This is a genomic window from Synechococcus sp. KORDI-52 (assembly GCF_000737595.1).
Classification (GTDB): Bacteria; Cyanobacteriota; Cyanobacteriia; order PCC-6307; family Cyanobiaceae; genus Parasynechococcus.
This window is the reverse complement of sequence record NZ_CP006271.1, coordinates 1,535,665-1,554,284: the sequence shown is the minus strand read 5'-3', so window position 1 is coordinate 1,554,284 and position 18,620 is coordinate 1,535,665. Positions and strand designations below refer to the sequence as shown.

Annotated in this window: 24 protein-coding genes and 1 riboswitch; of the genes, 11 read left to right on the top strand and 13 right to left on the bottom strand. The window is 56.5% G+C overall.

Translation table 11 applies throughout. From position 1 onward, the window contains the following. Positions 1-31: 31 nt before the first annotated feature. From KR52_RS07835 to KR52_RS07825, 3 genes are read left to right on the top strand one after another with little or no spacing between them, the layout of a single operon-like run. Positions 32-289, top strand: a complete 258-nt coding sequence (locus KR52_RS07835; RefSeq protein ID WP_038554416.1) for a hypothetical protein — start codon at positions 32-34, stop codon at positions 287-289. Positions 290-347: 58 nt separating this feature from the next. Then, positions 348-515 (top strand): DUF3721 domain-containing protein, encoded by a 168-nt coding sequence (locus KR52_RS07830; RefSeq protein ID WP_253912343.1) that lies wholly within the window; start codon positions 348-350, stop codon positions 513-515. After that, positions 512-796 carry a hypothetical protein gene (locus tag KR52_RS07825; RefSeq protein WP_038554410.1) on the top strand — a complete coding sequence of 95 codons (285 nt, stop codon included), beginning with the start codon at positions 512-514 and terminating at the stop codon, positions 794-796. Before KR52_RS07830 ends, KR52_RS07825 begins: the two co-directional genes overlap by 4 nt. A gap of 15 nt (positions 797-811) precedes the next feature. Here KR52_RS07825 and KR52_RS13660 read toward each other — a convergent pair whose 3' ends face one another. Next, positions 812-982, bottom strand: coding sequence for a conjugal transfer protein TrbI (locus tag KR52_RS13660; protein WP_071840208.1), 171 nt, complete (start codon positions 980-982; stop codon positions 812-814). Between the two features lie 678 nt (positions 983-1,660). On the opposite strand from KR52_RS13660, the gene KR52_RS13280 reads away from it, so the two are divergent. Both KR52_RS13280 and KR52_RS07815 read left to right on the top strand, forming a co-directional pair. Beyond that, positions 1,661-2,236, top strand: a complete 576-nt coding sequence (locus tag KR52_RS13280) for a helix-turn-helix domain-containing protein (protein WP_084221966.1) — start codon at positions 1,661-1,663, stop codon at positions 2,234-2,236. A gap of 392 nt (positions 2,237-2,628) precedes the next feature. Further along, the gene (locus KR52_RS07815) at positions 2,629-4,164 is read left to right on the top strand and encodes an iron uptake porin (protein WP_038554408.1); all 1,536 of its coding nucleotides are present in this window, start codon (positions 2,629-2,631) and stop codon (positions 4,162-4,164) included. 93 nt (positions 4,165-4,257) lie between these two features. Here the strand turns inward: KR52_RS07815 and KR52_RS07810 are convergent, their stop codons facing one another. Then, positions 4,258-4,488, bottom strand: coding sequence for a hypothetical protein (locus tag KR52_RS07810; RefSeq protein WP_038554404.1), 231 nt, complete (start codon positions 4,486-4,488; stop codon positions 4,258-4,260). A gap of 87 nt (positions 4,489-4,575) precedes the next feature. After that, positions 4,576-5,241, bottom strand: a complete 666-nt coding sequence (locus tag KR52_RS07805; protein ID WP_038557062.1) for a Fe2+-dependent dioxygenase — start codon at positions 5,239-5,241, stop codon at positions 4,576-4,578. A gap of 124 nt (positions 5,242-5,365) precedes the next feature. On the opposite strand from KR52_RS07805, the gene KR52_RS07800 reads away from it, so the two are divergent. Together KR52_RS07800 and KR52_RS07795 are read left to right on the top strand one after the other, a co-directional pair. Then, entirely contained in the window at positions 5,366-6,370 is a 1,005-nt protein-coding gene (locus tag KR52_RS07800; RefSeq protein ID WP_038554401.1) for an extracellular solute-binding protein, read from the top strand. 145 nt (positions 6,371-6,515) lie between these two features. Further along, positions 6,516-7,094: a ferritin gene (locus tag KR52_RS07795; RefSeq protein ID WP_038554398.1), complete on the top strand. Its 579-nt coding sequence runs from the start codon at positions 6,516-6,518 to the stop codon at positions 7,092-7,094. A 355-nt stretch (positions 7,095-7,449) separates the two neighbouring features. On the opposite strand, the gene KR52_RS07790 is transcribed toward KR52_RS07795, so the two are convergent. From KR52_RS07790 to KR52_RS07775, 4 genes are all read right to left on the bottom strand, one after another. Next, entirely contained in the window at positions 7,450-7,998 is a 549-nt protein-coding gene (locus tag KR52_RS07790) for a Crp/Fnr family transcriptional regulator (RefSeq protein WP_038557060.1), read from the bottom strand. 320 nt (positions 7,999-8,318) lie between these two features. Beyond that, complete coding sequence (locus tag KR52_RS07785) at positions 8,319-9,863, bottom strand: iron uptake porin (RefSeq protein WP_038554395.1); 1,545 nt, start codon at positions 9,861-9,863, stop codon at positions 8,319-8,321. Positions 9,864-9,934: 71 nt separating this feature from the next. Further along, positions 9,935-10,570: a HupE/UreJ family protein gene (locus tag KR52_RS07780; RefSeq protein ID WP_051834308.1), complete on the bottom strand. Its 636-nt coding sequence runs from the start codon at positions 10,568-10,570 to the stop codon at positions 9,935-9,937. Positions 10,571-10,576: 6 nt separating this feature from the next. After that, positions 10,577-10,726: riboswitch (cobalamin riboswitch) on the bottom strand. A 111-nt stretch (positions 10,727-10,837) separates the two neighbouring features. Further along, on the bottom strand, positions 10,838-11,179 hold the full coding sequence (locus tag KR52_RS07775; protein ID WP_038554392.1) for a c-type cytochrome: 342 nt from the start codon (positions 11,177-11,179) through the stop codon (positions 10,838-10,840). Positions 11,180-11,320: 141 nt separating this feature from the next. On the opposite strand from KR52_RS07775, the gene KR52_RS07770 reads away from it, so the two are divergent. Further along, positions 11,321-11,794: a hypothetical protein gene (locus tag KR52_RS07770; RefSeq protein WP_038554389.1), complete on the top strand. Its 474-nt coding sequence runs from the start codon at positions 11,321-11,323 to the stop codon at positions 11,792-11,794. Between the two features lie 9 nt (positions 11,795-11,803). On the opposite strand, the gene KR52_RS07765 is transcribed toward KR52_RS07770, so the two are convergent. From KR52_RS07765 to KR52_RS07755, 3 genes are read right to left on the bottom strand one after another with little or no spacing between them, the layout of a single operon-like run. Then, positions 11,804-12,034 (bottom strand): hypothetical protein, encoded by a 231-nt coding sequence (locus KR52_RS07765; RefSeq protein ID WP_038554385.1) that lies wholly within the window; start codon positions 12,032-12,034, stop codon positions 11,804-11,806. Further along, complete coding sequence (locus KR52_RS07760; RefSeq protein WP_038554383.1) at positions 12,031-12,339, bottom strand: hypothetical protein; 309 nt, start codon at positions 12,337-12,339, stop codon at positions 12,031-12,033. Before KR52_RS07760 ends, KR52_RS07765 begins: the two co-directional genes overlap by 4 nt. A gap of 34 nt (positions 12,340-12,373) precedes the next feature. Continuing rightward, on the bottom strand, positions 12,374-13,078 hold the full coding sequence (locus tag KR52_RS07755; RefSeq protein WP_038554379.1) for a 16S rRNA (uracil(1498)-N(3))-methyltransferase: 705 nt from the start codon (positions 13,076-13,078) through the stop codon (positions 12,374-12,376). Between the two features lie 119 nt (positions 13,079-13,197). On the opposite strand from KR52_RS07755, the gene KR52_RS07750 reads away from it, so the two are divergent. Together KR52_RS07750 and KR52_RS07745 are read left to right on the top strand one after the other, a co-directional pair. Continuing rightward, complete coding sequence (locus KR52_RS07750; RefSeq protein WP_156957644.1) at positions 13,198-13,425, top strand: hypothetical protein; 228 nt, start codon at positions 13,198-13,200, stop codon at positions 13,423-13,425. Further along, on the top strand, positions 13,422-13,709 hold the full coding sequence (locus KR52_RS07745; protein ID WP_038554373.1) for a hypothetical protein: 288 nt from the start codon (positions 13,422-13,424) through the stop codon (positions 13,707-13,709). The genes KR52_RS07750 and KR52_RS07745 overlap by 4 nt, the downstream gene beginning before the upstream one ends. 18 nt (positions 13,710-13,727) lie before the next feature. Here the strand turns inward: KR52_RS07745 and KR52_RS07740 are convergent, their stop codons facing one another. Next, positions 13,728-14,033 (bottom strand): hypothetical protein, encoded by a 306-nt coding sequence (locus KR52_RS07740; RefSeq protein ID WP_038554370.1) that lies wholly within the window; start codon positions 14,031-14,033, stop codon positions 13,728-13,730. A 111-nt stretch (positions 14,034-14,144) separates the two neighbouring features. On the opposite strand from KR52_RS07740, the gene KR52_RS07735 reads away from it, so the two are divergent. Then, positions 14,145-14,648, top strand: a complete 504-nt coding sequence (locus KR52_RS07735) for an HdeD family acid-resistance protein (protein WP_038554366.1) — start codon at positions 14,145-14,147, stop codon at positions 14,646-14,648. A gap of 87 nt (positions 14,649-14,735) precedes the next feature. Here the strand turns inward: KR52_RS07735 and KR52_RS15270 are convergent, their stop codons facing one another. Together KR52_RS15270 and KR52_RS07730 are read right to left on the bottom strand one after the other, a co-directional pair. Further along, positions 14,736-14,867, bottom strand: a complete 132-nt coding sequence (locus KR52_RS15270) for a hypothetical protein (RefSeq protein WP_256382107.1) — start codon at positions 14,865-14,867, stop codon at positions 14,736-14,738. A 47-nt stretch (positions 14,868-14,914) separates the two neighbouring features. Then, a complete protein-coding gene (locus KR52_RS07730; protein WP_038554362.1) occupies positions 14,915-18,562 on the bottom strand; it encodes a hydantoinase B/oxoprolinase family protein in 3,648 nt (1,215 codons plus the stop codon). Between the last annotated feature and the right edge of the window lie 58 nt (positions 18,563-18,620).

Here is an 18,620-nt window from a genome sequence, read left to right as displayed (position 1 = left end):
TCCATACGCTGGAGCAGAACACAAGCGACGCATGGTCGATCACAGCCAACAACAGCTCACGGCTCGCGAGATGGTGCGAGCCCACGCCTACCCCGTACTGGCGGCGGTCAGCAGCCTCAGCCTCCTCAGCATCGCTGTTCTATCGATTCCGCAAGCGGTCAAAAACCATCGCTACAACCGCTGCATCGATGCACAGATCGCCATGAGGGCCAGCATCAACCCCAAGGGAGACACTGCTCCCGGCAAAATGAACTATTTAAAAGCGGTCGAACACTGCGAAGGCTTCTGACCCCATGCGCGCGATCCGACCGTTAACGGCTCTTGTTGTCTGTGTCTTGAGTATCTTGATGAACCAAACGCCGGGATTAGCCCACGGCAAGGGGCTCTACGCCACCGAAGCCGAGGCCCAGCAACGCGCCGCTGAGATCGGTTGCACCACCGTTCACGAGAACAACGGACGCTGGATGCCTTGCGCTGATGAACGGGAGCTTCACCGGCAACTCCGCAAGCAATGAAGCCCTCAGGCACAAACAGTCGACGGGCGCGGCGCATCCATCGCTGGCTGGTGCCAATCACCGCAGCGCCGCTGCTAATCACCGCTGGAACCGGCTCCCTCTACAGCCTGCTGCTGGAGCAGAACATTGACGCGTTCTGGCTGATCAAGCTGCACACGGGACAGTTCGGATGGATCAACCTTCAACCCGTGTACCCAATCCTGCTAGGAGCTCTAACCCTTGTAGTGACCGTTTCTGGGCTGTCGATGCTGCTCAGGCAAGCCCGAACAAAAGAGGGGTGAATCAACCCCATAGGCTCACTCAGCGCAGGTACAACCACAGGAGCCAGAACCATGACAGGGCTCGTGGTTGGGGTGGCCCTTAGCACAGGCCTCAGAACAAAAACTCTGTCCATCGCGCAAAACGGCTCTAGAAGCTTGCACCTCACAGGTACAACGAGGGCAGGCACAAGGAGTAGTAAGAGCCATGACAAAAAATCAACTAACTTACTTATAGACACAATCAACAAAAGATTCCAAAAAAACGGATCAGCTCACAAAAATCGCTGAAATCAATGAGAACGATTCTCATGCCAGCAGGTTAACCTGGCATCAAAAGATCAACACAAACAGCAAAAATGAACAAAGGAAATCGAAAAAAGAAAGGCAAATAATCACAACACAAGAAACGATATGAAACAAGCAAAAGCAAATAAATTCATCACAAATCAATCAGAGAACGGAGAATAAACAGAGCAGCATCTCAAAAAGATGAGCAACAGCGATCAGCTTAGAAACAAGATGCTTCGCGAAATCAATGCATGGTGCCTCCAACGCGCATCCCACCTTTCACTGACTGGTCAAGAGCACGAAGCACAAGCACTAACGGAAGAGCACATGGAAACACTCCGCAACATCAGGCTCGAAAAAACGCTATGGATTTAGTACGTACGAATGCAGCATCATTATCGCACCGACGCAGTGTGTCATATCTCACCTCGAAGAGAGCAAATATCACAAGGACAGACAACACCAAGAAGCCACATCGTGCTATAAAAGACATTAAACACGAATAATCCAGCACCATCAGTTCATACATAGCGAGAAAATGCCAATAAGAAAATCACTTACAAAGTGGTGTAACAAAAAGAACAAGCCGACACGTCAATGAATACTAAGCACTACGATCGATCCATGAGAGGAAAGCCGATATCCCTTAACTCCTCCGAAATAGTTCCACTAGAAAGGCCTCAAGCCGAGGAAGAAATAGAAATAACAGTAAAAAATGGTGTCATAAGGATTGCAGGCAAGAAATACAATTATGCAGAAGATTTAACACTAGCTTTCGCATGCAGAGCAGATATTTTCAAATTCCGCTATCCAGCAGATCTGGAAATCAAAATAGAAGCCATAACAGACACAACCTATTTCGTTGAATCGAAAAACAAAACAGAATTCAATTCCAGCGACGCCATCATGGACTGGATAATTCAATTGCATATCCTAAGACATGAAGCAAAGTTGGAAAGTCGGCTGATGAAATTTTTTAAATTAATGCTGACCAAACTAGGCAAGCGAACAGCGGAAGGACTTCTACTGGAGCACACCCTGTCTCATGCACGAATTGCTGAAATCATTGGATCCACGAGATCAACAGTGTCAAGAACAATAAGCACCCTCAAAAAGACCAAAAAAATTTACATTGATGAATTAAAAAATCAGATCCTTTTACCTATGGACTAATTAACGCCCACAACGGCATGTTCCGCCCTTCCACTTAGAGCATTTGGATTTCTTACAACCCTTTTTCTTATTTACTGAAAGACGCTTTTCGGAAGGCTCAGCCAAGGTCTCAGAAAATCTATCCCAAGACAATACAGGCCCTTGCAAGACAGAGGCCACCTTGAAAGCGTAACAAAAGACACAAGGTCGCAAGTCATCGAATGCGAGTCAACGCAGACCAACGGCCGGCATAGAGTGCTGGCCTGCATCGAGAGAATCAGCAAAGAGTTGGATCAAAAGAACTCCTAGATGTATAGAAAGATACTTTTAAATGAAGGGAAATAGTAACGGACAACACAACGAAAGAGCAGAATAGGGTCGCCCGTTTCGGGCTTTCCTGTGTGAGGAATCCAATGAAGCTTTTCCAGCAACTGCTGGTGGCTCCTGCCGCCCTTGGCTTGATGGCCAGTGGCGCCAATGCCGCCGATCTCAACATCAACGGTGTTTCTGAGTACTCATCGGCTGACCAAGTCACCAGCGTCACCCAGTTCTCCGACGTCTACCCCACCGACTGGGCCTATCAGGCTCTGGCCAACCTAGTGGAGCAGTACGGCTGCGTGGCTGGCTACCCCAACGGCACCTTCCGAGGCAACCGGGCGATGACCCGCTACGAAGCGGCTGCCCTGCTGAACGCCTGCCTCGACCGGATCACAGAAGTGACCGACGAGCTGCGTCGCCTGCTCAAGGAATTCGAAACCGAGCTGGCCATCCTCAAGGGTCGTGTTGACGGTCTCGAGGCCCGCGTCGGCGAACTGGAAGCCACCCAGTTCTCCACCACCACCAAACTCCGTGGCCAGGCTGACTTCTTCACCGGTGCTGTTGCTTATTCGGATAGTGACTTGTGCAACAAAAAGGGTGGAAACTGCACGGATGACGGATTCAGCTTTTCCTATCGATACACGCTGAATCTCGACACCTCCTTCACCGGTAAAGATCGTTTATACACCCGTCTTCGCACGGGCAACATGAATAACGTCTTTACACAATCAGACTCGTTCTTAAACGATGCAAAGAAAGGCGATAACACCATAAAAGTTGACAAACTTTGGTACAGCTTCCCTCTTGGCAACGAGTTCAAGGTCACCGTGGGTGCGTTGATCGAGAACTACTACATGGTTGAAACACCCACCCGGTATAAGCCGATTCTGAAGGCATTCAAGCTGGGTGGTTATGGTGCTGTATTGGGTGCCAGCACAGGTCAAGGTTTTGGTGTTCAATGGCGTCAGGATGTCGATCCTGGTGACCCAGCATTCAACATCGCGCTGAACTATGTTGCTGACGGTGGTGACGGCGCGAAGAGCACGAACAAAAAGGGATTGTTCGGCAAGAAAACCGATGGATACGTGCTCAGCCAAATTGGGTACGGCAATCGGAAGTGGTATCTGTCAGGGTTGTATTCCTGGAAGAATGCAGGGCAGAAAGGTGGAAATGCCGCCAATGCTGCAATGGGCTTTTCCACGCCAACGGCCAAGGATTTGGCCAATCCTCTGAATGCCGTGGGCCTACGCGGTTACTGGTCTCCTGAAGAGAGCGGTTTCATCCCCACCATCAGTGCTGGTGTGGACTTCGGCTGGGCTGATGCTGACAAGCGTGGGAACGCCGAAGAGGTGTTTGGCTGGATGGTTGGCCTGAATTGGAGTGACGCCTTTATCGAAGGCAACAAGCTGGGACTTGGCGTAGGGTCTTACTCCAGTTATGCCACAAACATCAAGGGCAATGACGACCCAGGCGATCAAAACTTTGCCATCGAGGGTTACTACGACTTCCGCGTAACCGACAACATCACCATCACACCCGCGGTGTTTTGGGTTGATGATGCCAGGGGTAGAGATCAAATCAAAGGAGCCAACAAATTCGGTGGTCTGGTCAAGACGACCTTCAAATTCTGATCATCGTCTCATCAAACAAAAAGCGCCCCTCGGGGCGCTTTTTTTACTCAAAAGAAGCTTCGATCCCTGTCAACCTGGACCAAGGGATAAGAATCACCAGCAGTTCTCACCTTCACCGATCGGAACACAAATCTTTTCTTGTTTTGATTTTTGGTCCAAAACCTTCGCCTCATCATTCATCACACTGTCCTCATCGACGTCCTGATCAGTCGACCACTCCTTTAAGCCTCCGCCATCCTGGGCTTGGACGAGCGGTAGATCTGCTGTCGCCAACAGCAAAGAAGACGCAGCCAGAAACACAGAGATCGCAGAGGGCTTGGGCATGTCTCACAATCCAAAAATCAATCCTATGCAACACTCGCACCCGTGGCGGCTCGGATGAGTCACAATCAATGATCATTTGCAACACCATCAATTGGATAGACGGCGCACAGCATTGGAATAGGCCTGGAACATAAGATCAAGTTCATCGGATCGTCCGTGCTTGGCCAAGAGTCCACGTGCTCCCGCATCAAGACTGAACAACAACGCACGGTCTTCAGCGGATTTGACATAGCTTTCAATCCAACCCACACAGGCGTACCGCGTCCCTTCGGTTACCGGGGAAACGCAATGCAAGCAGGTGCTTGGATAAACAACCACTTCACCGGCTGAACAACGAAATTCCTCACCATTCTGACCAGTCTGCAATTGCAAAATACCCCCTTGATAAGACGACTTATCACTTAGAAAAACAGTAAAAGATAGGTCTCGCCGGCCGTAGCGAGAAAACGGATTATCCACATGCCACCCATATCCATCACCCAAGGCACTACAGGAGATCAAGACACTGTGGACCTTACGAATCAAGGCAAAGCTCCTGATCAAAGCATCCGCTTTTAACGCCTCAGATACCGTATGGGCTACCTGATTCGCTAGAGGGGATTCAGGATCGAGTTGATGATTCTTTTTGACCGAGGCTGCTTGTTCCCCTGCCGTCAGTTTCCCGTCCAGCCAAGGCAGGTCGGTGGCACTCAGTTGTTGACAAATGGAGTCAGTCTTGGCCTGTGAAAGCAATGGACGCACAAGATGATCCATCCGTAACAAGGGCACAACGTTGTCCATACCCTAGACAGTCGCCCAAATGATACAAAAGCGACAAACAAAATGGCTCAGGGAGATCACTTCCAAGACCTATGATGGTCAAATGAAGAGAGAAGCAATGTTGAAGGTCTTCACTGGCCTGTGCCTTGTCGTTCCCATCATGGGATGCGCTGCTGTTCGTGCCCAGGAAGTGCGTGTTTACTCAGGCCGCCATTACAACACTGACCGACAGGTTTTTAAACGTTTTAGCGAAAAAACCGGTATCAAGGTTCGGCTCATTGAGGCCACCGGGATTTCGCTGGTGGAACGTTTAAAACGTGAGGGAAGCAATTCAAAGGCGGATCTGATTCTGTTGGTGGATGCCGCACGCATCAATGATGCGGCCAAGGCAGGATTGCTGCAGTCTGTTCAGAGCAGCAGCCTTCAAGCGAACATCCCAGCGCGATATCGGGATCCTTCCAACCGCTGGTTTGGGTTAACACGACGTGTGCGCTCGATCATCGTCAACCCCAACATCGTCGATCCCTCCAAGATCCGCACCTACGACGACCTTGGCCAACCGCAATTGAAAGGAAAACTTTGCCTGCGTAAAAGAAAGAATGTCTACAACCAATCTCTTGTTGCCGACCAGATTGTTTTAAAAGGGCAAGCTGGAGCATCCAGCTGGGTCAAAAAGATGGTGAGTAACGTCAAGCAGCCCTTCTTCTCAGGAGACACGTCTCTCATCCGTGCTGTTGGCCAAGGCAAATGTGGGGTTGGCGTGGTCAATCATTATTACCTGGCGAGAATGAAGGCAGGTGACAATGGCAGTGGTGATCAAAAACTGGCTCAAAACGTCAAGCTCATCATGCCCAATCCAGCCCATGTCAACATCAGTGCTGCTGGAATTGCCAAGTCAGCCAAAAACAAAAGCGAAGCGCTGAAGCTGATTGAATTTCTTTCATCTCCCCAAGGAAGCAAAGCCCTCGCAGGCCCCACCTATGAATACCCGTTGAAGAGTCAGGGTTCATCAACGGTTTTGAAAGAGTTCGGGGGATTCACTCCGGACAACGTTGCGATAAGCGCCATCGGAGCCAACCAGAAGAAAGCGGTGGCCATCATGGCGCAGGCCGGCTGGCATTAAGGATCAATTTTAAGCCAGCTTCAGAAGCAAACCCTGAGAGTGATTAACTATTGATAATGACTCTCATTTAACTTGGTGCATATGGCACGTCAAGCATGCATTTCAATTTGCTTGTGTGTATCATCCAATTTTTAACGGGTAAGAAATGCTTCCAACATCTAATTCAAGCCCTGTATCTTCGATTGTTTGCGGTCCAGCAGGCCGGGCGATTGCCGAAGCAATTGATACTGATCTGCTGAACGCTATCCAGGCTCATCTCAATATGGAGAGGCAAGCCCACGCGTCCTATTTCGCGGCAGCAATCTGGTTTGCTGAACGTGAATTACGGGGATTCTCAAGATTCTTCCGCGACGAGTCCCATAGTGAACATGAGCACGCTGCAAAGTTTGCCGAATACATCATCGCGAGAGGACAAAGCGTTGAATTGAAAGTAGTGGATGCCCCCTTGCAAAGCTGGTCATCTCCAGCTGATGTAATGGCGTCGGCATTCCAAATGGAAGTTGACGTCACAGCCTCTTTACAACAGCTGTATTCCATGGCGGAGCGTACAAACGACACAAGAACAACAGTGTTTCTTGACTCAATGGTGGAGATGCAGACACAATCAGAGCATGAATTTGCACACCTACTGGGACGAGTAAAGTTTGCAGACAATCAATCAGCAGCCCTGCTGCTGATTGACAACGAGCTTGATCAAGGCAACAATAAACCTGCATCTCTTTAAGGATAGTAGAAACCAATAAAACAAGCCCGATTGAATCCCAACAAATCCAAGTGTTTCTCTAACTTTATTCAGTGCATCTAACAAGCAACTTGAGTTGCAATCAGACATCGCCGAAGCAACTCTTCAAGCAAAAACGTTTGAATCGAATGAGATTTGAAATAGTAATTTATTTCAGGCAAAAGACCTTTTATGGTTAAACACCTATTACGGTGAATAGATATCTCTGCAACGAGACGTTGTTCTAATCGCTGATCCTGGCATCGTTGGATGGAACGGCTGGCGCACTGTATACGCCGCCAAATCCATTCAACTTCTCTGCAAAGGTCACCAAGCAAACCGCAAGAGTTCACGACATTCAGAATTGGAGTGGTGAAGAATTGATGAGCTCAGGTGAAATCCGCATGGTGACATCTCCAGACGCCATGGCCACAAGATCTGCTTGTCGCCATTTCGAGAGAAGACGCGTTGTGGTTACCCGTGTAGCACCAATCAGCTCACCAAAGCGATCATGAGTGAGACGGAAAGGAAGCTGATAACAATCGCTGCAGCGCACACCTAATCGGTTCACCAAAAGGGCCAAAAGAGCGTGAAGACGCTGCTCTGCCTGACCGAGATGGCGGACTCGCAGGAGCTGCAATGTCCATTCATTCACTGCGTCAAGACCCAGCTCGTCGGCTGAGACAGCATCACGCCGAAATTTCAAGGCGGTAAGCGCCTCAATGCAAACGCCATCACTGCAGAGACGATCGGTCCGCAGGCGATCTCCCGACTGCAGAAACGCCAGGGTCATTCCCTCCGTTTCTTCACAGGGGCAATACACTCGGCACGCCCCTTCAATCACCTCAAGAACAGTGGCCTGATCACGGCCTGCGGGATCAATCAGCACGGTCTGCGACCGAGGCATGCTCAGAGGAGCAGTCGGGTTGTCCGACAGAAAACGGTAAGCAGATGCCGTCACGACCTATCGCGATTGAGAATTACTCGCAACAGTACAGAGTCCCTGTCGATATTGCAAGTCATTCTCAATAAGAGTCCTGGGATGGGGGCTTTTCTCAACTGCAGCCAACGCTTGAGCGTTGGCATGCAGCAGCAGCGTGCGGAGCAAATGGACGTCTCCCTGAATCCGAAGCATTGGCGTAATCGCTGGGCAATGCCAGGTTCAACGGAGTCGTCCCATCAGGGTTGACCTGTTGCAACGCAAAGACGTCATCATTGATCCATCGCTCAGAACACAAATGTGGTCTTGATCAAACCACCCAGTTGCTGGAACGTTGAGCCCTTGGGTGTGAGCTCACCCATGGGTCGCGACAGATAAAACAGCGCCGGGGTGATGCTGATGTTGTCGGTCAACTGGAACTGATACCACCACTCCCAGATGAACTGACCATCGTCCGGGGTGTCACCACCACGCAGATCCGTCGCGAAAACGGGTTGACCCACAGCCATACCGGCATTGTTTCCCGCCAGGAACACGTCGTTCCAATCAAGCCCCACCGTCCACGACTGACTCGTGCTCACCTGGCCCTTGCGCTGGGTGTCGGATTGATTGATGCCCCATCCCAGAGACACCGAGGGAAGCCAACCGCTGTCATCCGGAGACCAGGAACCACCAAGACCAAAAGCATGGGTGACACCACGGGAACCCAGCGTGTCCTGCGTGAACGGTGTGGCGTATGCGATCAGATCCTGACCGTTCTGAATATGGGAATAGATCGCCGCCACATTCCAAGTCTCTGCCTCCCATCCCAACTGGACCGTGCCAGTGCCCGCCGCTTCATCAGTGGCGAAACCACCGCTGCGGGTATCGCTCAGTGCTCCATTGGCCGAGACGTAGTTGGCTGAGGCACGCAATCCACTGGAGACAGCCCAGGAGATGCCTGCACCGGCACCCAGGTTCTTGTTGTAGGCGGCAGGTGCTCCGTTGAGGGTCAGCACATCCAGAATCGGGTCACTGGGATAGGCGCTGGGCCACACCGGGAGCATGTCTTCCTGCCCCACCAACGGACCCGCTGTGATGGTGATGGACTCCCCAACGGGAAAGGAATAAAACAGCTTGTCGATCGCCAGCTGATTCGGTTGATCACCCTCCTGATAGGCCGTTTCCAGCGTGGCAAGCCCTGACGGCCCACCGCTGCCGAACACATTCCGATCACCATCAAAGTTGCCCGCACGAAGCACGGTGGTGAGCTGGTCCTTGCCACTGAAGGAGGTCTCCAGAGCCAGCTGCAGGTCGTAATTGAAGACGGTGCCGCCGAACTCGGCATTGCTGTCTGAACGAAGTCTCGACGCTGAGCCAGAGAAGCGATTGGCTCCCACAACAAAAGTCGCCAGACCAGAGAGCTTGGTGGTGGTGGAGAACTGGGTGGCTTCCAGTTCGCCGACACGGGCCTCGAGGCCGTCAACGCGACCCTTGAGGATGGCCAGCTCGGTTTCAAATTCCTTGAGCAGGCGACGCAGCTCGTCGGTCACTTCAGTGATCCGGTCGAGGCAGGCGTTCAGCAAGGCAGCCGCTTCGTAGCGGGTCATCGCCCGGTTGCCACGGAAGGTGCCGTTGGAGCCGGCAACGCAGCCGTACTGCTCCACCAGGTTGGCCAGAGCTTGATAGGCCCAGTCAGTGGGGTAGACGTCGGAGAACTGGGTGACGCTGGTGACTTGGTCAGCCGATGCGTACTCAGAAACACCGTTGATGTTCAGCTCGGCGGCATTGGCGCCACTAGCCAGAAGGCCAAGAGCGGCAGGAGCCACTAGCAGGTGCTGGAGATGCTTCATGGATAGGAAGAGACAAAAAAACCCCAGATGTGATCTCTGGGGTGATCGGTAGTAAGCGGACGTGCCTGCGATCAGTCGATCAGGGCCACCCAGGCAAATGCCATGCCGATGCCGATCCAGATTCCGGCACCAAGTCGTTGCCCCTGGGAGCCGAGGCGCTCCAGCAGGGACTTGGACCAGCTGGTCACCAACAGAAGCAGCGCGCCCTGGCCAATCAGCAGGCCCAGGAAATAGGTGAGCAGCGGGGTGGGTTCCGCGCCAACGATGGTGCTGCCCAGCAGAAAACCGTGCAGAGCCACCAGCGGCAGCAACCAACGGGTGGAGGCCACGGTGAGAGCGATCAAACCCTCCACCACCAGGCTGAGGGACACCAATGCTTCCGCCCAGGGAGCGACAGCCTCAGGCAGGGGGATGAACTGAGACAAAACGCTGCCGCCCAAACCAGCTGCCAGCAGAGGAATCACCCAGGCCCGGGGACGTTGCAAGCCGATGAAGGCGATGGCCAGCAGAAACAAGAAATGGTCTGGTCCAAGCAGAGGGTGACCGATTCCACTCAGCAAGCCCTGCCATGGAGTCAGAGCGGTGCTCTCTCCCATCCCGAAAGGGTGATGGGCATAAGCCGGGTTGAACAGGGAAAGCCCGAGCAATCCCGCAGTGGAGATCACACCAGCCCTCAGCACGGGGCTGGCTTTAGAAAGTGCGTTCATACGATCCGCGTCGTTTGGAGGTCTGGCGGGCGTTCTGACTGACCTCGGCGTTAGGCCGATGGTTCACAGCTGCGGGACAGTGGCGGATTCTCACCGCGCTTTCCCCGTTTCCTTCAGCGGCTGATCCCCGCTGAAACCAGAGAACCACACTACAGATCGCTGCAAAAGACGCCAATTAATAACTAAAAAAACCCCCTGATCGATGATCCAATCAGGGGGTTTCAAAACTGATGATCTCTCAGAGATTTAGCTCTGAAGAGCTGAAGGTCAGGCCCAGCCGTTCACCGACTTGGACTCGACGTAGGCAGCCACATCAGCAATGTCGGCCTCACTCAGGTTTGGACCAAATGCAGGCATGCCGTTCTTTCCGTTGGTGACCTGATAGGCAATGGCTTCTTCATGACCCTCGTTGTAATTGGCGAGGTAGGCCTTGAGGTCATCCTGCTGAAGCGTGCGCTGACCGTTGACAACGTTGCCGCCGCCGATGTGGCATGCCGCGCAATTGGACGAAAACACCTGCTCACCATGCGCCACATCTGCCGCTGAAACCATGGACGGCGAGAACAACGCGATCAAAGCGGCCAAAGCAAGGGAAAGAAAGTGACGCATCGGTAGGTCATTTGACTCATGCAGCTTCGTTCGAAAGGATCAGCAAGGGCATCAGTCGAACACGATTCTTCAACTCTCTTTGGTGAGGCGCCCTGGGAATCTCTGCACAATGGGTTCAACGCGTCACGGGGCAAAACACCAGTGAGATTTCTCCTGATTGCCCTGATGGCGGTGATCGTCGTGGTCCTTCAGGGGAGCCCTGCCTCAGCCTGCGTGGAAGGTTTGGCCTGGGGTATGCCGCTGGAGCAGGTGCATGCTCATCTAGGCCAGGCCAAACCGATCGGAGCGCAACCGCAAGTCAGATTCGAAGCGCATGATGTGCTGCTGGATCGACTGCCGGTCTCCCGGGTCACCTTCGAATTGAGCCAGCACAAGGGCTTGCAGTGGCTCGCCTATGAGTTCTCCATGGATGACATGACGGAAGTGCTGGCCGGATTGCGGGCCCGCCATGGTGCGCCGCTGAGCACAAGCATTGAAGAGACTGACCACAACGATCAGATCTGGGTCTGGAACACCGGCGAAGACCTGATCACCGCTGTGAAACGAAAAGGCAATGACGAGCAGAAATTCCTGCTCTCCTATCGCCCCAGTCGCCTCGATCCGCAGACGCTTTGATCAGCCTGCTCAATCAACCAGGTCGACTGCGTGAAAGTTCCAGGAGTCGCCGTCTTCCAGCCATAGCTCCCAGGCCAGGCACCGCCCCCGTTTCAGCCGCAGCTGGCCGCCAAAGCCGGCCGGGGATGGCTGGTAGAGCTCGCTGAGGTCGTCGACAGGGGATCCATCCCGGGTGAACACCTGCTCGACCTGCTCACCAAGCCGGGCCGTCAGGTCGCTGCGCAACTCATCAACTGTCACGCCTGCTGGCTCGAAAAATCGATCATCAGATCGCCGACGTCATCACGGCTGATCTGGAACCCGAAGCCATCAACAGTTCCCGTCCACAGGCCTGCATCGAGATCCGCCTCCCCGCCCTCGAGCTGCTGCACCTTGTGATCAAAGAGCAGCCCGAAACAGTGGGCGGCCACCTGTGCAGCCTGGGACGCATCCATGTCATCGAGTTCATGGGCCTCCACATGACACCCCTCGAGCAGTTCGGCATCAATCACGTTGCCGGACCCAACGTCCTCCACAAGAGCTTGCAATCCAGCCAGATCGTTCATTGCCGTCGCCGTTGAAGCACCACATGCACTCCCATCATCCCTGGGCCAGAACGGTGGTGAGGGCCGTATCCACACTCAATGTGCGTGATCCGAGGTGCACGGGCTGCGCGATCACCGCCTGGGCCAAGTCCAGTTCAAAAGGAACAAAACCACCCTCCGGCCCCACCATCACCACGGCATCCCCCGGAGGGGCATGGCGCAACGCAAGGGTGGCCCCCATCTGTGCGATCCAGCAGGGCCGCCCAGCACAGATGAGCTTCAGCCCGTCTTCGACGAAAGGTCGAAAGCGCCGGTGCTGATGCACCCGGGGAGCGACCGTGTCACGGGCCCGCTCCATCCCCGAAAGCAGCGCATCGTGGACCTTCTCGGGCGCCAGTAAAGGCGACTGCCAATAGCTCTTGTCCACGCGGGCGCAGTGGATCAGATGCAGATTGGCCACCCCGTATTCCGCCACGGTGCGCAAGAGCCGGCGCAAAACCTTGGGCCTCGGCAGCGCCAGCACGATGTCAAAGCGATGGCGGGGCGGCGGTGGCTGACTCAGTTCAACGGCCAGCATCACGGCACGCTCATCGATCGCGCAGATGCGACCCAGCCCCAGATCGCCATTGAGCTCACCAACCCGGATGCTGTCGCCCACCGCAGCCCGAAGCACCGACCGAATGTGATCAGCCCGACGATCAACGAGACGAACAAGGTGTCCATCCCGCCAATCCGAACGGTTCAAAACAACGATGTTCATGGCAGAGGCACGTTTGACTGATCACATCCAGCTCTTCTTTAGGACGCCAGCCCTTGCAGCGGGTCAACCGAACTCATCCTGACGGTGTTTACTCCAAAGCGAGAGTTGGAATCAATGACGTGCTGCATAACACTGTTGGTATGCAACAACAAACCTCAACCTTCAATAACAACAACCTCACCGAACTCCTGAGCCAGAGACTGGATCTTTGGGATCAACAAGATGCTGCACAACAGGAGGGAGCCTTTCATCGGGCGTTATCCATGGAGCAGCACATCCGTCAGCTCACTGATGAGATCCGGCGAGCCCTGGCATTCGATGCCGCGGCAGCGGAGGCTGGCCGATGAAACTCAGTGATGTGGTGGCGGGGCATGGCTTCCGCCCCTCCGAACTGGGATCGATCGCGAACGCCAAGTTGTACGAACGTCACAACAACGACGGCATGGTGGAACTGCTCTGCGTGCAGAAAATTGGCAAGGTCATGCGAGTGGACCGGCAACCTCTGCTCGCGCTTAGCAACGAAGATCCTGAAACAACGCCGATGTTGCTGCCCATCGGCACAGGGATCACCAACCAGATCGTGCCCCAAGAACGTCTTGAGGACTACCTCAACACCACGCTCGCGGCCTGAATCAGAGGCTCCGCACCGTCAGCAGTGTTCAAACACGCCGGGGATCGACTCCTGCTGACGACGCGCCTGAAACTCAGCATCCGCAGCGCGTAGTGCCGCTGAATCCTCCTGGAACCAACAGCTGTAAAGGAGGTTGATGATCCGATCCACATCAAGATCACGATCCGCCACGTTCTGCCAGAGGCGTTGGCTTAATTGAGCATCAGCGAGCTGAAATTGGGCTTGAGCCAGGCGTCGGGCCGCATCAAAATGAGCCTGCTGCACCTGGCGCGACGGGGAGTCGTACTGAAGCAAACGTCCCTGGAGTGTCTGGAGCAGACCCATGCCGACAGCTTGACTGCATTCAGGATGAATCCACCCTTGCCCATCGACAATGGGTCGTCATGCTGATTTTCAGTGATCAGCTCTAGGGTCGATCGAGACGCCTTGCTGACCATGTCCTCCGAACGCCAGCGGCAACTTGCAGCAGCACTGTTGATTCTGGGGGCGGTGGCAGCAATCCTGCTCCCCTTCATCTCTGCAACGTTGCTGACCCTTGCCCTCGGTGGGATCGCCTTCTCAGTAGGGGTGAGTCAGCTGCTCCGACTCGGCCAAGACCAGGCCGGCGGACAACTGTTCCGGCTGCTTACGGCCCTGCTCTACATCGGTGGAGCGCTGTTCATTTTGATTGATCCGATCGAAGGAGAAATCAGCCTGACCCTGTTCACCGGCGTGGTGGTGCTGGTGGAGGGAATCATGGAACTGGCCGCAGGAGCAAGCTCGAAAGCCCCGATGGCTGGTCTGGTGCTGCTCGATGGCTTGCTCTCCGCAGGTATCGGCCTGCTGCTGGTGCTGGAATGGCCCAGCGACAGCGTCTGGGCGCTGGGAACACTGTTTGGGATCACCCTGTTCTCCTCAGCCCTGAAGCTTCTGCAAAAGCCCAGCGGAGACGTCGTCTGAATCCAACATTCCTGTTTCGCAACCGCTGAAAAACGGCTTCAGCAGCCGTCAAATCCCAACAGAATTGCTTCTGCAAGACGGCGTGATTCAGGCCCGGACGCTGTTGTTGCAAGACCGACGGATCTGATCCATCACCAGCTGCAACTGGTACACCTGCTGATCCAGGATCTTGGCTTGAACAGGGCCCGTGAGGCTGCAGCCCATCTGCAAGGCCACCAACCAACCCAGTGCTCACATCGGCATCCCCAGGCAGGAAAGATCCCCGCTCAACCTCCCATGCCGCCACCCCCGGGGGTAAGCATCCGAATGGCCTCACCCGCCTGAAGCTCCAGCTGCACGGAACCCGGCAGGGTATGGACCCCTCCATCACGGTCCAGCCGCAGGTTCACGCCACAGGCACCGCTGCCCCCACCGTTGAGACCGAACGGTGGGACCCGCCGTGACCCACTGATCAACGACACACGCATCGGCTCGAGAAAACGGATCGTGCGCTCCAACCCATCGCCCCCGGGCCAACGGCCTCGGCCGCCACTGCCAGAGCGCACCGCGAAGGATTCCAACCGCACCGGAAAACGGCTCTCCAGCACCTCGGGATCCGTCAGCCTCGAGTTGGTCATGTGCGACTGCAGGCCCACCGATCCGGCAAAGCCCTCAACGGCACCACCACCACCGGCCACCGTTTCGTAGTACTGGCAGCTGCCATTCCCGAAGCTGACGTTGTTCATCGTTCCCTGGCTGGCCGCCTGAGCACCGAAGGCAGCCAGCAACAGATTGCAGAGGGCCTGAGACACCTCCACGTTGCCGGCCACCACCGCAGCGGGGGAGTGCGGATTCAACAGGCAGCCCGCGGGCACCACCAGATCGAGCGGCGCAAAACAGCCCTCGTTCAAGGGGATGTCGCTGTCAAGGAGACAACGGATCACGTACAACACGGCGGCCCGCGTCACCGCCAGGGGGGCATTGAAGTTGCCGGGTCGTTGAGGGGATGTACCGCTGAAATCCAGGCGCAAGCGTTGGCGTTGCGGGTTAAGGCTCACCTGCACCACCAGGCAGGAGCCGTCATCAAGGGCCACCTGATGCCGGGCGTCTGTTAAGCGCAACAGCAGCCGTTCAACACTGCGGGCTGCGTCCTGCTGCAGCAGGGTCATCTGCCGTTGCACCAGCGTCTGCCCCTCCCGCTCCACGAGGGATTGCAGCGCCACAATCCCCGCCTGGTTGGCGGCCACCTGCGCCTGCAGGTCGGCCAAGAGTTCCGGAGGGTTGCGAGGGGGCGTCGCCATGCCGCTCCATACCGCGTCCAGATCAGCGGCAAGAACCCGACCCTGGCGCACGAACAGCTGGTTGCGCAGCAGCAGGCCCTCATCGGCAATGGTGCGGCTGAAGGACGGCATCGACCCAGGAGCAATGCCACCCACATCGGCATGGTGGCCACGGCTGGCCACAAAGAAGCTGGGCTGATCCCCGTTGCAGAACACCGGCGAGATGGCGGTGATGTCGGGCAGGTGAGTACCGCCATGGAAAGGGTCGTTGCTGAGCAGCGTGTCGCCGGGCTGCAGCGGTGCGACATCACCGGTCGCCACCTGGGCCAGCAGGTCGCGCACGCTGTCGCCCATCGATCCCAGGTGCACCGGGATGTGGGGGGCGTTGGCCACCAGGGCACCCGTGGCATCGAACAACGCACAAGAGAAATCCAGACGCTCACGGATGTTCACGGAGCGACTGCTCTGCCGCAGCTGTTCCCCCATCTGTTCAGCAATCGCCATGAAGCGGTGGCGAAACAGTTCCGCCTGCAACGGGTCATGGGCATCACCCTGTGCCAGCGCGGGTGATCCGAGCACGGGTTGCCGGCGCTCCAGCAACAACGTTCCCCCTTCCGTCACCTGGGCCTGCCAGCCTGGCTCCAGCACCGTGCAACCGGTGGCTTCAGCAATCAGGGCCGGGCCTGCAATCCGCTGGTTCAACAGCAGGGAATTGCGGTTCAGCAACGGAACCTGCGTCCATCCGCTCGACTCCAGGTGCATCGACACCGGCGGGGATGTCTCCACCTCTGGCGTTGGTTCGGCCATCTCAGCTGCAACTGTTGCCGTTGCTGTGGCATCGAACTGTTGGGGTGCGGTGACCTCAACATTGAGCTGTTCGACGATCAAGGCCTGATCGGCATCAATGCAGTAGCCGTAGCGATGCTGATGGCTCGCCTGGAAGGCCGAGATCACAGCATCAACGCCTTGCTCGGCGGACCAGGCGAGCACCAGGGTCTGCTCGGCAGAGGGATAACGCAGGGCCAGGCTGACCCAGACCTCCGACTCCCCCGCATCGCCATCAGCGCGATCCCCCTGGCGACGCAAGATCTCCTGTGCTTCAGCCATCAGCCGCTCAACCTGATCCGGCAAAGACGCCAGCAGATCTAGTGAGAGGGCAGCGCCGAGATGCCGCTGCCGCCGGCAGCGCTGGCGGGCCTGGCCCATGCCAAAGGCGGAGAGAACGCCGGCCATGGGATGCAACAGCACCGTGGTCAGTCCCAGTTCATCCGCCAGGCGACAGGCGTGTTGACCACCAGCCCCACCGTAGGCCACCAACACCCCGCCGCGAATGTCCTCACCGCGATGCAGGGAAACCCGGCGAATCGCAGCGGCCATGGTTTCCACCGCCAACTGCAACGCCCCGGATGCCACCCGCTCCGGGGTCTGCCCCAGCGCAGCAGCCAGCTTGGCGAAGCCCTGCCGCACCACCTCCACATCCGGTGGCAGATCCCCGGATGGGCCGAACACCGCCGGGAAGCGATCCACCTGAAGCCGGCCCAGCAGCAGGTTGGCGTCGGTGATGGTGAGCGGTCCGCCGGCGCGATAACAGGCCGGGCCCGGTTGCGCTCCGGCGGAGCGGGGCCCCACCCGCAGCCGCTTCCCCTCCAGCTCCAGCACCGATCCGCCTCCAGCCGCCACGGTTTCAATCGGCAGGCGGGGGGCCAGCAACTGCAAACCGGCGATCTCGGTCTGCTCCTTCACGTGCCGCAAAGCCTGCGCATCGGCGGAAGCCACGCAGAACACATCCGTCGACGTGCCCCCCATGTCGAAGCCGAGCACCGGCACCCCCTCAAAGCCGGCCATCCGCGCCGCAGCGATCGCCCCGACCATCCCCGCCGCGGGCCCCGAAAGGATGGTGTCTTTGGCCTGCAGCCTGTCTGGAGCCTGCAACGCTCCGCTGGAAGTCATCACCCGCAGGGGAGTGGCGGCGCCCAGCGCTCCTTGCACCTGCTGCAGGTAGCCATCCAGCACCGGATGGACGGCACCCTCCACCAACACCGTCTGCCCCCGCGGCACCAGTCGGGGCATCACGCTCACCTGATGGGAGCAGACCACGGTGCGAAAGCCAAATTCCCGCAGCAGTGCGGCGCAGCGCAGCTCATGGGCTGGGTTGCGTTGGGCATGCAGTAACGCCACCACGGCGACGTCCAGGCCGGAACGGCGCAGCTCCTCGAGTCGATGCCGCAGCGGCTGATCCAGCACCAGGGGCTCCACCTCCTCACCCCGGGCATCGAGCCGACCGGCCAGCTCCAGCACCGTTTGCGCCAGAAAGGGCCGCTGGGGCTGACCAAGCGCGAACAGATCGTCGCGATGTTGATCGCCGATCCACAGCTGATCCCTCAGGCCCGCATTGGTGAGCAACAGCAGCGGCGCCCCCTGGCCCTCCAGCAGCGCATTGGTGGCCACGGTGGTGCCGAGGCGCACCTCCTCGACGTCCACCAGATCCACGGGCGGTGAAGCCGACGCCAACATCGCAGTCATGGCCCACACCGCAGGATCTCCTTCCCCGGCCTGCTCCGAGAGCACCTTGCGCACGTGCAGCCGTCCCTCTGGATCGCGCCCGATCAGATCGGTGAAGGTGCCCCCACGATCCACCCAGAAGCACCAACCCATCGCAAGGCCCTGGCCAACGTTGTTCCAGCCTGCCGTGGAGGCCGATCAACAAACCGCA